The sequence below is a fragment of the Sinorhizobium sp. KGO-5 genome (genome assembly GCF_036245905.1).
Taxonomy (GTDB): Bacteria; Pseudomonadota; Alphaproteobacteria; order Rhizobiales; family Rhizobiaceae; genus Sinorhizobium; species Sinorhizobium meliloti_A.
Genome location: NZ_BDIZ01000003.1, coordinates 512,644 through 527,863, shown reverse-complemented (window position 1 = coordinate 527,863; position 15,220 = coordinate 512,644). Strand labels below are relative to the sequence as shown.

Annotated in this window: 16 protein-coding genes; 11 read left to right on the top strand and 5 right to left on the bottom strand. The window is 62.7% G+C overall.

Features of this window, described 5'->3' with window-relative positions:
* Positions 1-23 precede the first annotated feature (23 nt).
* The 4 genes from BHD07_RS16510 to BHD07_RS16495 form a co-directional block, all read right to left on the bottom strand.
* The gene (locus BHD07_RS16510) at positions 24-446 is read right to left on the bottom strand and encodes a low affinity iron permease family protein (RefSeq protein ID WP_275599332.1); all 423 of its coding nucleotides are present in this window, start codon (positions 444-446) and stop codon (positions 24-26) included.
* A 159-nt stretch (positions 447-605) separates the two neighbouring features.
* Complete coding sequence (locus BHD07_RS16505) at positions 606-854, bottom strand: DUF982 domain-containing protein (protein ID WP_013850416.1); 249 nt, start codon at positions 852-854, stop codon at positions 606-608.
* A complete protein-coding gene (locus BHD07_RS16500) occupies positions 832-1,113 on the bottom strand; it encodes a DUF982 domain-containing protein (protein ID WP_003526277.1) in 282 nt (93 codons plus the stop codon). Before BHD07_RS16500 ends, BHD07_RS16505 begins: the two co-directional genes overlap by 23 nt.
* A 109-nt stretch (positions 1,114-1,222) precedes the next feature.
* Positions 1,223-1,474 carry a DUF982 domain-containing protein gene (locus BHD07_RS16495; RefSeq protein ID WP_338282304.1) on the bottom strand — a complete coding sequence of 84 codons (252 nt, stop codon included), beginning with the start codon at positions 1,472-1,474 and terminating at the stop codon, positions 1,223-1,225.
* Between the two features lie 354 nt (positions 1,475-1,828).
* Between BHD07_RS16495 and BHD07_RS16490 the strand changes: the two genes are divergently transcribed.
* From BHD07_RS16490 to BHD07_RS16475, 4 genes are all read left to right on the top strand, one after another.
* Positions 1,829-2,926 (top strand): DUF475 domain-containing protein, encoded by a 1,098-nt coding sequence (locus BHD07_RS16490; protein WP_275599331.1) that lies wholly within the window; start codon positions 1,829-1,831, stop codon positions 2,924-2,926.
* A 207-nt stretch (positions 2,927-3,133) separates the two neighbouring features.
* Positions 3,134-3,478 (top strand): hypothetical protein, encoded by a 345-nt coding sequence (locus tag BHD07_RS16485; protein WP_324763501.1) that lies wholly within the window; start codon positions 3,134-3,136, stop codon positions 3,476-3,478.
* Positions 3,479-3,735: 257 nt separating this feature from the next.
* Entirely contained in the window at positions 3,736-5,484 is a 1,749-nt protein-coding gene (locus BHD07_RS16480) for a type I secretion system permease/ATPase (protein WP_338281699.1), read from the top strand.
* On the top strand, positions 5,481-6,800 hold the full coding sequence (locus BHD07_RS16475; RefSeq protein ID WP_338281697.1) for an HlyD family type I secretion periplasmic adaptor subunit: 1,320 nt from the start codon (positions 5,481-5,483) through the stop codon (positions 6,798-6,800). The genes BHD07_RS16480 and BHD07_RS16475 overlap by 4 nt, the downstream gene beginning before the upstream one ends.
* 44 nt (positions 6,801-6,844) lie before the next feature.
* Here BHD07_RS16475 and BHD07_RS16470 read toward each other — a convergent pair whose 3' ends face one another.
* On the bottom strand, positions 6,845-7,618 hold the full coding sequence (locus BHD07_RS16470) for a GntR family transcriptional regulator (protein ID WP_275599327.1): 774 nt from the start codon (positions 7,616-7,618) through the stop codon (positions 6,845-6,847).
* Between the two features lie 213 nt (positions 7,619-7,831).
* Here BHD07_RS16470 and BHD07_RS16465 point away from each other — a divergent pair, with 213 nt between their 5' ends.
* The 7 genes from BHD07_RS16465 (at position 7,832) to BHD07_RS16435 (ending at position 15,008) form a co-directional block, all read left to right on the top strand.
* Positions 7,832-9,217, top strand: a complete 1,386-nt coding sequence (locus BHD07_RS16465; RefSeq protein WP_338281695.1) for a 6-phospho-beta-glucosidase — start codon at positions 7,832-7,834, stop codon at positions 9,215-9,217.
* The gene (locus BHD07_RS16460) at positions 9,214-10,149 is read left to right on the top strand and encodes a carbohydrate kinase family protein (protein ID WP_338281693.1); all 936 of its coding nucleotides are present in this window, start codon (positions 9,214-9,216) and stop codon (positions 10,147-10,149) included. The genes BHD07_RS16465 and BHD07_RS16460 overlap by 4 nt, the downstream gene beginning before the upstream one ends.
* 35 nt (positions 10,150-10,184) lie before the next feature.
* On the top strand, positions 10,185-11,447 hold the full coding sequence (locus tag BHD07_RS16455) for an ABC transporter substrate-binding protein (RefSeq protein WP_100671515.1): 1,263 nt from the start codon (positions 10,185-10,187) through the stop codon (positions 11,445-11,447).
* Between the two features lie 90 nt (positions 11,448-11,537).
* On the top strand, positions 11,538-12,650 hold the full coding sequence (locus BHD07_RS16450; RefSeq protein ID WP_324763506.1) for an ABC transporter ATP-binding protein: 1,113 nt from the start codon (positions 11,538-11,540) through the stop codon (positions 12,648-12,650).
* Positions 12,647-13,540, top strand: coding sequence for a carbohydrate ABC transporter permease (locus BHD07_RS16445; protein ID WP_338281689.1), 894 nt, complete (start codon positions 12,647-12,649; stop codon positions 13,538-13,540). Before BHD07_RS16450 ends, BHD07_RS16445 begins: the two co-directional genes overlap by 4 nt.
* Before the next feature lie 10 nt (positions 13,541-13,550).
* The gene (locus BHD07_RS16440; protein WP_338281687.1) at positions 13,551-14,426 is read left to right on the top strand and encodes a carbohydrate ABC transporter permease; all 876 of its coding nucleotides are present in this window, start codon (positions 13,551-13,553) and stop codon (positions 14,424-14,426) included.
* Positions 14,427-14,570: 144 nt separating this feature from the next.
* Positions 14,571-15,008 (top strand): hypothetical protein, encoded by a 438-nt coding sequence (locus BHD07_RS16435; RefSeq protein WP_018099016.1) that lies wholly within the window; start codon positions 14,571-14,573, stop codon positions 15,006-15,008.
* Positions 15,009-15,220 lie beyond the last annotated feature (212 nt).

Sequence of the window (15,220 nt, the reverse complement as noted above, 5' to 3'; positions counted from 1 at the left end):
GCGGTGTGTTTTGGTTCCGACGCCTAGCTCCGGGTCGGCGGCCGCCGGCTGAGAACGTTCGCGACCTTTTCCCGAAGCGTATGATCGTCTTCGTCGTGGGCGTGCTGCTGGAGTATCTCGCCCAGGCGTTTCAGCTCTTTCTCGTCGAGCCTCTCAATGCCTACGTAACTGTTCTCAGCCGAGCTCGTCAGAATGAGCTCGTCGAGCTTCGTCTGAAGCGCTCGGCCGTCCCGGTTCTGCGTGTTCTGAAGGACGAAGACCATCAGGAAGGTGACAATCGTCGTGCCCGTATTGACGACGAGTTGCCACGTCTGGGAAAAACCGAAGATCGGGCCTGTGAGGGCCCATACGGCTATCAATACAAGGGCGAGGACAAAGACGGCGGGGCGCCCGGCATACTCCGCCACCGCACTTGCAAACCTGCTGAAACCATTGGCCTTTGGCATCGGATATCCCACGTTTGTTGATCCGCTGATCAACACGCGAGCAGGCGAAGAGTTCCCACGCGACGCCAAGCTCCGTCAGGCGCGCAACGCTTCGTAGGCACCTTGAATCGTGGGTGCGCGCGGGAAGCCGCATGCGGTGTCCTCCCGCGCATGTATCGGTCAGCTTACGATATTGACCTGCGCCTCTTTGGCGGCAGCGACGAAGGCCGCCCGCGCGACATAAGCGGGGGATTCGCGTTCGAGCACCGCCATGCAGATGTCGATTGCCGCCTGGTAAGCCTGGCCGTGGCTGACCGGCCACCGCTTCGTCAGCAATTCGACCGCCTGTCGGGTGTTCGACACCATGTGGATCTGCGGATCATCGGGCATCCGCACGGGGACGCATTCATTCCAAGGGCCGGGGTCCATGACCTTCCTCCTGCAGCGGCACGACCGTCAGAAAGGCCTCCCGCAAAGCGGCGATGAAGGCAGCCCGCGCATCTTCCGGCCTCTTTCTGCGCTTGAGCGCCGCATTGCATGCACGGATGGCGCAGCCATAATAGGCGCCGTCCCGCACCGGCCATTCGCTTTGCAGGCAGTGCATCGCGTCGAGCGGGCCGACAACCGTGCGGCACCTGCCGTCGAGCATGTTGATATTGACGGGCTTGCTCCATGGAATCTCGTACATCGTTCTTCCTCGCCCAATCCGAAGGCCGCCAGCACGGCGCCTCCCGCGTCCCACTCCGAAACTCGATCGACCGCGTCTTTCGACGCGTTGGAATCTAAATTGTCCTGGTCTAATGGCTGCGGATCGAAATATGTGCCTCTTCCGCTGCCTTTATAAAGGCCCTGCGGGCCCTTTCGGTCTTTACCTTGCCATCCAGAGCCTGGAGGCATACGCGCTTGGCTGCGGCCAGCGCCGGTCCCTCCCGACGCGGCCATCGCTGCAACAGGCATTCTACGGCCTCGCGCGTGCTTTTCACGTCGCGATATTTGCCCTCGGTTCCGAGTTCCAATTCGACACTCTTATCCCACCAGAAACAATGCATGACGCTAGCCTCGCGGGGTTGTTGCCGGTTGGAAATGAAACTTGGGAAACGGGCTTTTGGTTCCGCTGCGAGCACGTGCCTGCCCCTTGACGCAAGGCGCGGCATTGCTAAGTAAGAGACGTCCCGCTCTTGGACATCGGAATGCGGGATGAACATTGGTGCCGGGCCCCTCTGGCGAGAGTTTACGGCGCTCTCGTGATGTCGGTACCGCCAGCAAGTCACGCCGGCGGATATAGCTACCATGAAAACTGATCTCATGCCTCACGCATGTGCCCATACGGCTGTGCGTTTTTTTGTCTCTGGAAATCTCCCTTTCGCCCACGCTTCCACAGCGCGTGGAGGGGAGGTTCGCCCATGACCGGATCCAGCACACAGACAACCGCCCTCGGTTATTTCAAATGGGCGTTCATCGTTACGGCTGCCGGGCTTCTGCTTGGCGGATGGCTCGGCTGGCAGTCGACCGGCACCATCGGCGGAATGATGACGGTGTTCTTTATCTGCACCGTGCTTGCCGTCCTGGAAATCTCGTTGTCCTTCGACAACGCCATCGTCAATGCCAACAAGCTCAAGGACATGACCCCCGTCTGGCAGCAACGCTTCCTGACCTGGGGCATCCTCATCGCCGTTTTCGGGATGCGCATCGTCTTTCCGCTGCTGATCGTGGTCATCGCCGCGGGTATCGGTCCGATCGATGCCGTCATTCTCGCAGCGGCCCGGCCCGAGGAATATTCCCGGATCATGCACGAGGCGCATCTGCCGATCGCCGCATTCGGCGGTACATTCCTGATGATGGTCGGTCTCACCTATTTCTTCGATCATGAGAAGGACGTGCACTGGATTGCATGGCTGGAGAGCCGGATGGCACGCTTTGCGACCATCAAAGGCGTCGAAATTGCCTTCGTGCTGGCGCTCATACTCGGCTTTTCGAGGCTGCTCGAAGCGGAAGAAGCCGTAGTCTTCGTTCATGCCTGCGTTTACGGCCTCCTCACCTTCCTGGCCGTCGAGGTGGTCGGCGGTTTGCTCGACGCCTCGCAGCAGACGATGAGCGCTGCGGCGAAGGGGGGCTTCGGGGCTTTCCTTTATCTGGAAGTGCTCGACGCCAGCTTCTCCTTCGACGGAGTGATCGGCGCTTTCGCTTTGACCCAGAACCTTTTCATCATCGCCATCGGGCTCGGTATCGGGGCGATGTATGTCCGCTCCATGACGATCATGCTGGTCGAGAAGGGCACGCTCAGTGAATACCGTTACCTGGAGCACGGCGCCTTCTACGCTATCCTGATCCTTTCCGTGGTCATGTACTTCCAGACGCTGATCCACATTCCCGAAGTCATTACCGGCCTCGGCGGGGCAGGCCTCATCGGTCTTTCGCTCTGGTCTTCGATCCGGCACAACAGGCGGGAAATGGAGCAGGTCGAGGGCGACACGCGCGGGCGCAGACGCCTCGAGGCCTGAGCCAAGCGCGGGTCATTGGATCCATCCGGCCGAAAGGTCTCATCAGGACGAGGAACGACCCGGCGGATATTCCGCCGGGTCGTTCTTTTTCGTGCGCCGCATTTTCTCCTGCCTTGCCGGAAAAGTGCCAAAGTCTTGGGCAATTGGGGCCGGCCCTGCCGGCCGCGAGTCCTGCGCGCCGTCGGGCTGAAGAAATTGCGCGGAGGAATGCTTGTGAACGCCAGTCCGAACGATCTTGCCCTGATTGCGGTAATGCGCCGGTATTTTTCGCTGAAGGAGGAGGCAGGCGCCTTGAAGGGGCGGCTCGAGGCCGCCCGCAGGAGCGCCGGCGACGAGATAGGCCGCTTCTATGATCCGCGTACCAATGCGACGCACGCGGACGAGATCCTGGCATGGCATCGGCTCCGACGGGAAATGGAGGAACTGATGAGCCTTGCCGCGACATGGGGAAGGGGCGGCAGCATCGAGGGAAGCCCTCTGGCAGCGGCGGTCGAGCCCATCCCTCCGACCCTGTCCGCCCCTCTGGCCGAGGCCGCAGCTTCGATGGAGTGATGGCGCGAATGCCGGCGGCAAAGCGCGGGATTCGCAGTGACCGGTAGTCAATTAAGCAAGTTTGGCGTACATCATTATATTTTCGGGAACAACTCTTCCTTGCGAGCTTTGGAAGTATGAGCCGGCACGATCCAGACAACGGGACAAAAAAGCGTCGATGCGGATGGCCGGTCTGCGGTGTTCGGCGGCGGATGAAGAGAAAAGGAGCCGCATGCACCTGAAACCCGATAGCGAGATATCAGCCGGTGCCTGAGTTCATGGCTACATCCAAGGGCAGGAATGCCGATCCAGCCGCCGCACTTCGCGATTGCCGGGCGGCCTTTATCGGCGTCGGCATCGCCAGCGCGCTCGTCAATCTTCTCTATCTCACCGGTTCGTTCTTCATGCTCGAAGTCTACGACCGGATCCTGCCGAGCCGCAGCATTCCGTCGTTGATTGCCCTCTCTCTCCTCGCGCTGTTGCTTTATGCCTTTCAGGGAGCCTTCGAGCTCATCCGCGGGCGGATGCTGGTGCGCATCGCCGGCGCCCTCGACGAGAGCCTGAACGGACGCATCTACCGCGCCATCGTGAAGGCGCCGTTGAAGCTCAGAATGCAGGGAGACGGCCTCCAGGCGCTGCGCGACTTCGATCAGGTCCGGTCGTTCCTGTCGGGCGTCGGTCCGGCCGCGCTCTTCGACCTGCCCTGGCTGCCTTTCTACATCGCGATTTGTTTTCTTTTTCACCCGGTCATCGGAATGATCGCGATCATCGGCGGGTTGATCCTGACGTTGCTCACCTATCTCACCAACCGCGGCACGCAGGCGCCCGCCAAGAAAGCGTCGGAAGCCGGAGGGCTGCGCAACGCCTTCGCTCAGGCCTCCCAGCGCAATGCCGAAGTGGTGCATGCCATGGGCATGTCCGCGCGGCTCACCGGGCTGTGGGAGCGCCGCAACACGGAATTCCGTGACGAGAACCGGCGTACGTCCGACATCGGCAACGGCTACGGCGCGTTGTCGAAGGTCTTCCGCATGGCGCTGCAATCCGGCGTTCTGGCGGCCGGCGCCGTTCTGGTGATCCGGGGCGAAGCTTCGCCCGGCATCATTATCGCCGGCTCGATCCTGACGGCCCGGGCTCTTGCGCCCGTGGAACTTGCGATCGGCAACTGGCGCGGTCTTGTCGCGGCACGTCAGAGCTGGCAGCGTCTCAAGGAATTGCTCAAAGCCCTGCCGGAGGCCGACGCGCCGCTCCAGCTTCCGGACCCGCGCGAACGCCTCACGGTGGAGGGGCTGGCAAGCGGTCCGCCCGCGGCACAGCGCCTCATCGTCTCGGATGTGAACTTCACCGTCCGTGCCGGCGGCGCCGTCGGCGTGATCGGCCCGAGCGCCTCGGGAAAATCGTCTTTGGCGCGCGCCATCCTCGGAATCTGGCCCGCCTATCGCGGTTCCGTTCGGCTCGACGGCGCGGCGCTCGACCAGTGGGACAGCGACACGCTCGGCAAACATGTCGGATACCTGCCGCAGGACGTGGAACTGTTCGCCGGGACGATCGCGCAGAACATCTGCCGCTTTGCGGAAGACGCGACATCGGAGGCGATCGTCGCCGCCGCGAAGGCGGCGCGTGTCAACGATCTGATCCTGCGCCTGCCGAACGGCTATGACACCGAGATCGGCGATGGCGGCATGACGCTTTCGGCCGGCCAGCGTCAACGGGTGGCTCTGGCGAGGGCCCTTTACGGCGATCCCTTCCTCGTCGTTCTCGACGAGCCGAATTCCAACCTCGATGCGGAGGGCGAGCAGGCGCTCAGCGAAGCGATCATGAGCGTGCGCAGCCGCGGCGGCATCGTCATCGTCGTCGCCCATCGGCCGAGCGCGCTTGCAAGCGTCGATCTCGTGCTGATGATGAACGAGGGTCGCATGCAGGCCTTCGGGCCGAAGGAGCAGGTTCTCGGCCAGGTGCTTCGCCCGCAACAGGTGGAGCGACAGAATGCCCTGAAAGTCGTTACAGAAGGGCAGGAGGCGAAGCAATGAAGGGCTGGATCCAGCAGCAGAAGCCGACTGCACGCCGGTCGCTCTCCCGCCATTTGATCGGCGTCTCGGTCCTTGCGCTTGCCCTCGTTGCCGGTGTCGGCGGCTGGGCCGCGACGACGGAGCTTTCGAGCGCCATCGTTGCCGGCGGCGTCGTGATCGTCGACGACAACGTCAAGAAAGTCCAGCATCTGACCGGTGGCATCGTCGGCGAACTCCTGGTCAAGGAAGGCGATCGGGTCGAAGCGGGCCAGGTGCTGATCCGCCTGGACGGTACCACCGTGCGTGCCAATCTGGCGATCATCGAGAGCACGCTGGCGCAGTTCTACGCCCGACGCGCCCGGCTGCAGGCGGAGCGGATCGGCGCCGCATCCTTCGAAATCGAGGAGGATCTTGCCGAGTTCATCCCCGGCACGGCGGCGGCGAAGCTCATAGAGGGCGAACAGCGGCTCTTTGACAGCCGCCGGTCGGCGCTTTCCGGCATGAAGGGACAGCTCGAATCGAGAAAGGCGCAGCTCGCCGATGAGGTCGAGGGGCTCACTGTGCAGTTGAACGCGATCGAGGAGGCGCTGAAGCTGATTGCGGAGGAGCTGACCGGAGTCGATTCGCTTTTCGGCCAGGGGCTCGTGCCTATGCAGCGGGTAACGACGCTGAAGCGCCAGCGGGCGGAGCTGGAGGGTGGGCGCGGCAGGCATATTGCCGCCCGGGCCCAGGCCCGCGGCAAGTCGAGCGAGATCGACCTGCAGATCCTGCAGCTGGACGAGGACCGGCGCAGCGAGATATCGAAGGAACTGACGGACGTCGAGGCGAAGATCGCCGAATATGAGGAGCGCCGCACCGCCGCGACCGACCAGCTGCGCCGCCTCGATATCACCGCGCCGCTTCCCGGGCGCATTTACCAACTGGCGATCCATACCGTCAATGGCGTCGTCAATCCGGGCGAAACGCTGATGCTTGTCGTGCCCGAGGCCGAGGACCTGACGGTCGAGGCGAAGGTAGCGACCCACGACATCGACCAGATCCGTGTCGGCCAGCCGGTCGAAATCCGCTTCAGCGCCTTCAACCAGCGCACTACGCCGGAGGTCGAAGCCGAAGTCGTGACCGTCGCTCCTGATCTTGTCACGGACGAGCGCACCGGCGCCAGCTACTACCCGCTGCGCATCCGGCCGAAAGCGGAGAGCCTCGCCAAGCTGAAGGGCCTTTCGCTCTATCCGGGCATGCCGGCCGAGGTGTTCATCAAGATCGCCGACCGGACGGTGATCTCCTATCTGACCAAGCCCCTTACCGACCAGATGCGGCATGCCTTCCGGGAAGATTGAGACCGGCGCCGGGCGGTATTGGACGTTTCCCGGAAGTGCTCTGGCTAGAAGCGCCGGTGCGACTGCCTCAGCGAAAGCGGATAGCGCGTCGGATGATAGGCTGCCGCGCTGATATTGACGGTACGGTTGTGATTGTCATAGGCGATCTGATCGAGCGTCAGGACGGCCGCCGGCCGCTCGAGTTGGAGCAGGGACGCCTCCAGGTCGGATGCAAGCCGCGCGCTCAAGGTCGATTGTCCGCGCGTCGGGACGATGCCGTAGCGGTTCTCGAATTCGCCGTAAAGCGACCTGTTCTCGACCGTCCAGTCGATGTCGAGAATGCCGGGCGCGAGCGAGGCGGAGAACCAGTCCCGCTGCACGACCACCGGTAAATCGTCGAGAAGGCGCAGCCTCTCCAGAAAGACCACTTCGGCGCCGGTCGGCAGCGAAAGCGGTCTTGCGACCTCCGGATCGGCCCCGACGATCTCCGCCCTGAGGAGCCGCATGCCGGGCTTGCGATTGTTTGCATGGGCCGTCTGGGTGAAGCTGCGAACGACTTCCAGTTCGTAAAACGGCGCGGGCGCTGTGACGTAGATGCCCTTTCCGGGCCGCGTCTGCAGGTAGCCGAGATTTTCGAGTTCCTTGATCGCCTGGCGCACGGTGATGCGGCTGACGCCGTAGGCGGCCACCAGCTCCCGCTCGGAAGGGAGCTTATCGTTCACCGACAGCTCGCGCCGCTCGATCATGCCTTTCAGAAGATTTCGCAGCTGCGCGTAAAGCGCATCCGGATGGTTGCGATCGATGGGGCTTTCGTCCGGTAGGTTCGCTTGTCGTGCCATGCTCTCTTGTTTCAGCCACCGGTTTCCGGATGTTCTTTTGCATTGCACCTGTCCGGACCGAAGACAAGTACCAAGCGCCTTTTCGGATCGCCGGCAGGCGCCGCTGACTAGTCCGGCGATCGGCAGTGGAAACCGGGAAAACGGCTTCCGTCTGAATTGACATAACTGGTTATATCCAGTAGCGATACCACGATCGGAACGGCGGAGTAAAGAATGAAACTGACCTTGATCGGCGGCGGCGGAGTCCGGGCACCCCTTTTTGTCGGTTCGGCGCTGAGGCGCGCGGAGAGAAGCGGCCTGACCGAGATCTGCCTGCAGGACATCAACGAGCGCAAGCTCGAGCTTTTCGGGCGTATAAGCCAGGAACTGGCGCGGCGCATGCAGTCACCGGTCCGGATCACCATGGCGGCCGACGCAGAACGCGCGCTCGACGGCGCGCGCTATGTGGTCACGACAGTTCGCCCCGGCAACGAGGATGGGCGTATCAAGGACGAGCGCATCGCGCTGGCCCACGGGGTGCTTGGCCAGGAAACCACCGGTCCCGGCGGGTTTGCCATGGCCCTTCGCAGCATTCCGGTCATCCTGAAATATGCCGAGATCCTGAAGAAGGTCAGTCCCGATGCGTGGCTGTTCAACTTCACCAATCCGGCGGGGCTCGTGACTCAGGCGCTGCAGAACGAGGGCTATCATCGTACCGTCGGCATCTGTGACGGGGCGAACGGTGCGCAGGAGGCGCTGGCGCACTGGCACAAGGTGCAGCAGAACGACGTGCGCTGCGAAGTCTATGGGCTCAACCATCTGTCCTTTACCAGGCGCGCAACGATCGACGGCAAGGAAGTCCTTCAGTCGCTGCTCGATGACGACGGCTTTCTTCGCTCCACCTCGCAGCGCATGTTCGATGCGAGCCTCATCAGAAGCCAGCGCAACTGGATCAACGAATATCTCTACTATTACTATTATGCGGAGAAGGCGGTCGAGGCGCTCAAGGCCGATGCACGCACGCGCGGCGAGGAGGTCAAGGACCTGAACGCAGCGCTGATCACGCGGCTCAGCGCGATGGATTTGAATACCGGCGCGGATGCGGCGCTCGCCGCCTATTACGCTTACGAGCGGCGCCGCAACGCCACCTATATGCATTATGCGCTGACGGACGCCCCCAGCATGGAAGAGGCCGACCGGCTGGTCGAAGGCCTTGCCGCCGCGGAGACGGGAGAGGAGGGCGAGGGCTATGCCGGCGTCGCGCTCAATCTGGTCGATGCGCTTGAGACTGGCAAACCCTGCTATACCGGCCTCAACGTGCGCAACGAAGGCGCCATCGAAGGCTTGCGGGACGACGATGTCGTCGAGGTGAGCTGCGTGGTCGACGGGGAAGGTATCCGGCCGCTGAAGATCGGTGCGATGCCGGAAGCGCAGTCGCAGCTCGTCCACAATGTGAAGCGCTACGAACGGCTGGCCGTGCGGGCGATCAGGGAACGCAGCCGCGATCTTGCGGTCCAGGCGCTCATGGCTCACCCCCTTGTGCTTTCCTATTCGCGCGCCGTGCCTCTCGTCGATGAGTATCTGGCGGCACACGCCGAGTTCGCAGGGGGATGGTCGTGATCGGCGCCGGCCCCGGCCCCGGTTCACGCAATGACGTGATGGTGGTCGGAGAATACTACTTCGACCTGATCTTCCGTGGCCTCCCGGAGGTGCCGAAGATCAGCGCCGATCTCTGGGCGGAGGAATTCGAGTGGGTGCCGGGCGCCGCCTATTCGACGGCGCTGGCATTCGCGCGGCTTGGAACGAGTGCCGGGTGGTGGTGCCAGTTCGGCAACGATATCTTCAGCCGCATGATCCTCGAGGAAGCGCGCCGCGAGAATATCGACGATCGCCTCTTCATCCATATCGACAGGCCGCTGCGCCGCGTGAGTGCAGCCTTTTCCTTCGCGCATGACCGCGGCTTCATCAGCTATGCCGAAGAGCCGGACCCGTTGCCGACGCCGGAGGATCTGGCGCGGATCAGGCCGCGCATACTGCTTCTGCAGGGGTTTTCGCTCGACAATGAAAGACGGCGGCTGATCGAGGCCGCGCGCGAACTCGGGATCACCGTCTGTTCGGACTGCCAGCATGTCGACTACCGGCTCTCGACGCCCGGAATGGAGGACATGCTGGGACTGATCGACGTCTTTCTGCCGAACGCATCGGAAGCGAAGGCGCTAACGGGCGAGGAGGACGTGGAGCATGCGCTGTCGTCGATCGCCCGCTTCTGCCCGACCGTCGTGATCAAGTGCGGAGCGGACGGAGCGATCGCTTCCTCCAAGGGCCGGACGACCCGCGTGCCGGCGCTTGCCGTCGAGGTTTTCGATACGACGGGCGCAGGCGACAGTTTCAACGCCGGCTTCGTTCACGGGCTCCTGACCGAGCCCGACATCGGCGGCGCGATCGAGCTCGGCGTGATCTGCGGCTCGCTGGCGGTGACGGGATATGGCGGCCGCAACCTGCCTTTCAAAGAGGATCTGACGAAATATCGGCGGCGGGAGGCCGCGATATAGCTTGCGTTCACAAGCGAACAAATGAGGGAACGAACATGAAGCATATGTTGAAAACACTCGCAGGCATGACCGTTTTTGCCGTCGCATCGGCCTTTCCGGCAAAGGCGGACACCGTGTCGATGTTCTGTTCGGCGACCGATTACGAACTTTGCGAGAAGGCCGTCCAGAAATGGACGAAAGACACCGGGCATGAGGTGAAGCTCAACCGGATGCCGCAGAACCTCGACGACGCCATTCCGATCTATCAGCAATTGTTCGCGGCCCAGTCGTCCGACATGGACGTCCTCTATATCGACGTCATCTGGCTCGGCATGTTCAAGGATCATCTCCTCGATCTGACCTCTCTCGTACCCGAGAACGAGGTGAAGGCGCATTTCGCCTCTGCCGCGGATGCGGCGCGCCTCGACGGCAAGCTCCTGTCGATGCCCTTCTATATCGATACGGGCCTCATGTTCTACCGCAAGGACCTTCTGGAGAAATACGGCAAGCAGCCGCCGAAAACCTGGGATGAGCTGACGGCGACAGCCAAGGAGATCCAGGACGCGGAGCGCAAGGCCGGGAGCCCGGACATCTGGGGCTATTCCTGGCAGGGCAGGAGCTATGAGGGCCTGACATGCGATGCTCTGGAGTGGATCGCTTCCGCCGGCGGCGGCACCATTCTTTCCGACGACGGCGAGGTGACGATCAACAATCCGCAGACGGAGGCGGCGCTCACCCGTGCCCGCGGCTGGATCGGTACGATCTCGCCCGAGGGGGTCTTGAACTATGACGAGGAAAACTCACGTGCCCTCTTCGAGAGCGGCAATGCCGTCTTCCACCGCAACTGGCCCTATGTTTGGGGAACGTCGCAGGCCGAGGGTGGCAAGCTCGTCGGCAAGGTCGGAGTGAGCGCGCTTCCCGTCGGTGCGGACGGGCAGAAGTCGAGCGGCGCGCTCGGCACGGCCTATCTCGGCGTCTCCAAATATTCCAAGAAGCCGGAGCTTGCCGCGGAGCTGCTGCGCTATATGGTCGGCGCGGAAGACCAGAAGATGCGTGCGATCGAAGGCGGCTACAATCCGACCGTCGAGGCGCTCTACGAGGACGCCGATGTGCTGGCTAAGATCCCCTTCCTGGGCATGGCGAAGACCGCCTTCGAGGAATCGGTCGCACGTCCGTCGGCTGCGACCGGCAAGAACTATAACCGCGTTTCCCGCACCTTCTACCGGGCCGTACACGATATCATCTCCGGCAAGGACGATGTCGCCAAGGAACTCGCCGACCTCGAGCGCCGCCTCGAGCGCGACGTGAAGGCGAAATGACGAGAGCTCGCCCTCGGCCCGGCCGGGGGCGCCTCATCGAAACCGGCTGCGTTCCACGCGCTGCCGCGAAAGGCCTGGAAGGGAAATGGAATGGCTTCGGTCTCCCTGAAGAACGTCAGCAAGACCTTCGGCACCTATGACGTGATCCGCTCCATCGATCTCGAGATCGAGGACGGGGAGTTCGTCGTCTTCGTCGGCCCATCCGGTTGCGGGAAGTCGACGCTTCTGCGACTGATCGCCGGCCTCGTGCCGGTTTCCGGCGGCGACGTGTTTATCGGCGGCGACCAAGTGACGGACGTGCCGGCGTCCAAACGTGGACTGGCCTTCGTCTTCCAATCATACGCGCTCTACCCGCATATGAATGTGGGGCGAAACATCGGCTTTGCGTTGGAAACGGCGCGGCTCGGCAAGGATGAAATCCGTCGCCGTGTCGCCAGGGTCGCGGACATGCTGAAGATCGGTCACCTGCTCGAGCGTCGGCCGCGCCAGCTTTCCGGCGGTCAGCGGCAACGCGTGGCGATCGGCCGGGCGCTGGTCGGCCAACCGGAAGTCTTCCTCTTCGACGAGCCGCTTTCCAATCTCGACGCGGACCTGCGCATGGAAATGCGCTTCGAGATCGCCAAGCTGCACGCCGACGTCAAGACGACGATGATCTATGTCACCCACGACCAGACGGAAGCGATGACGCTCGCGGACCGGATCGTCATTCTAAACCACGGGCAGATCGAGCAGGTGGGGCGGCCGCGCGAGCTTTACGACCGGCCGGAAAATCGCTTCGTTGCCGGCTTCCTCGGCAGCCCGAGAATGAATTTCGCCCCGCTCGAAGCGACCGGCTCCGCCGCTACGGTTCTGAGGGGGGCAGGCGGCTTCGCCTACGCCGCGGAATATCTCGCGGCCGAAGGAAGGCCTGCGGAAATCGGCTTGCGGCCGGAGGCTTTGAAGCTTGTCGGTGCCGACACGAAAGGCGCGATCCGCGGAACCTTCGAGCGGATCGAGGACCTCGGCTATGAATATGTCTGCTATGTGCGGCTCACCGAGACGCTGGTCTGGACGGTTCGTTCGACGGGAAGTCCACCGCAAGTCGCCCCCGGCGACCCCGTCGGACTGAGCTGGCAACCGGAAAGTCTCTATCTGTTCGGAGAGGATGGCCGGCGCATCGATCACCGCGCGAGCGTTCCATTGGCCCTTGGGGCCTCGTCGTGAACGCCGCCCGCCGGATGGAGCGGCAGCAACGCCGCACCGCATGGATATTCCTGCTCCCGTTGCTGCTGACGCTGGTGGCGGTGGCGATATGGCCGCTCGCCCGCAGCATTTTCTTCTCCTTCACCGACGCTTATCTCGATGCCCCTTCGGATTACGGATTCGTGGGTTTCGAGAATTTCGTGGAAGTTGCAGAAGACCCGGTGTTCTGGGGCGCGGTCAGAAACACGCTCGTCTTCACGCTCGTATCCGTCGGGTTGGAGACGCTTCTCGGACTTGCGATCGCCTTGCTCCTTCACCGCGCTTTTCCTGGCCGCGGCATCGTGCGGGCGGCGATCCTCATTCCCTGGGCGATGCCGATGGTCGTCTCGGCCCGGATCTGGGAATGGATGCTCAACGATCAGTTCGGCCTGATCAACAAGCTCCTGGTCGCGTTGGGACTCGTCGAAAAGGGCGTCGCCTGGACAGCCGATCCTTCGCTGATCCTCGGGACGGTGATCTTCATCGACGTCTGGGTGACGACGCCCTTCATGGTGCTCCTCATTCTTGCCGGCCTGCAACTGATCCCCGAGGAAATCTACGAGGCAGCGGACGTTTCCGGCGTGCCGCACTGGAAACGCTTTTGGTCCATAACCTTGCCGCTCGCGACGCCGGCGATCGGCGTCGCGATACTCTTCCGCGCGCTCGACGCGCTCCGCATGTTCGATCTGAGCTACGTGCTTGCGGCCAACAACGAAAACACGATGACGATGTCGATCTATGCGCGCGACCAGCTCATCAGCTTTCAGGACCTCGGCCTTGGAGCCGCTGCTTCCACCTGGGTGTTCATGATCATCGGGCTGATCGCCATCGTCATCGTCGGGCTTTTGCGCCTCGATCGGGCGACGGGCTGAGGGGGTATCGATGACGGTGAGCGCAGCCATGACGAGACGCTATTCGAACGCGACGTACCGGACCTTGCGCCGCGTAAAGACGGCCGGACTCTATGCCGGCGTGGCGGCCGTCCTCGTCTACATGCTGTTTCCCTATTACTGGGCGATCGTCTCCTCGACCAAGACGGGGCAGGCGCTTTACCAGTTCACTCTGCTGCCGGCGCTCGATTTCAGCAACTACAGGCAATTGTTCGCCAATCCCGTATTCATGGGCGCGCTCGTCAATTCCGGCGTGGTCGCGCTTGTCAGCACGGCGATCTCCCTCGTCATCGGCATTCTTGCAGCTTACGCGCTCGGCCGCCTGCATTTTCCTCCGGGCCGCATCGTTCTGATCGCCGTTCTCATGATCTCGGTCTTCCCGCAAGTGGTGGTGCTTTCGGGAATGTTCGAGGTGATCGGATGGCTCGGGCTCTACAATCGGCCGTCGGCGCTGATCGTTTCGTATCTCATTCTCACTTTGCCCTTTACGACATGGATCCTGACGAGCTTCATCCGGGACCTGCCGAACGAATTGGAGGAGGCGGCGCTCATCGATGGCTGTTCGCGCCTGCGCATTCTCACCCATGTGCTGCTGCCTCTGATGGGGCCTGCGATTGCCAGCACCGGTCTGCTGTCGTTCATCCTCGCATGGAACGAATTCCTCTTCGCGCTCACCTTCATCCTGACCGACGAGAACCGGACGGTTCCGGTCGCGATCGGCCTTCTGACGGGCAGCAGCCGCTATGAATATCCGTTCGGCCAGATCATGGCCGCGTCGGTCACGGTGACGCTGCCGCTGCTCGTTCTCGTCCTGATCTTCCAGCGCAAGATCGTCGCGGGGCTGACGTCCGGCGCCGTCAAGGGGTGACGAGCGCCGCCGCGTGCGACGCCATGCGCCAAATTTGGCATGATCTATTTTCGTGATTGGACTTCCCGACCGGTTGGAGTCACGCTGATAAGGCCTACGAGGTGGAAATTGGGGGACCAACTATCGTAAGAGTAGGAGGTCGCAATGAAGCACCAAGCAATCGAGCAGTTACAGGGCGTCGCCGAGGTCAAGCAGGACCTGCCGCGACGGACGTTATCGCGCAAGGAGCGCCTTGAGCGTTGGGCGGAACTCCTGGAACGTGATCCTCACAGACGCCTTTCGACGCTGCACGAGACAGAGTATCAGCCGGCGAGAGTCCGCGCGGCCATGCGCGGCGACGGTTCGCCGATCTCCGTCGCCTTCGAGGATCCGGTCTTCCGGACCGCCGGGATGGAGAACGACAGCTACGGCGAAGCCAGGCGGTTTTTCGAGCTGAGCGACGAGCAATTACATAAGGTCATCTGCTATTGCCATTTCGGCGCGACGGTCAGCGCATCGACGGCCGCCCGCCACATCCGCGCAATGCTTGTCGAGAAACAGCCAGGGCTGTTTGCTCGGTTGCGCCAGATGTTTGTCGGCTAGGGCAGGCGACGGCATATCGAGGGTCGTGATCGAAGGCGGCCGCCGGAGGAGGCGGGCCGCAGTGCGAAGGCTTAACCGCTCGCACTGCGGTGCTCCCATCGCCTCCGGCTGGCGGATTGCCTTCGATCCGCGGCGTCGTCCTCCGAGGGCTTGGGTTCGCACTCGTTCTCAAGGTTGTCTTCGTGCGCGGCGCGTCCTCGTGCCTGCGTTTT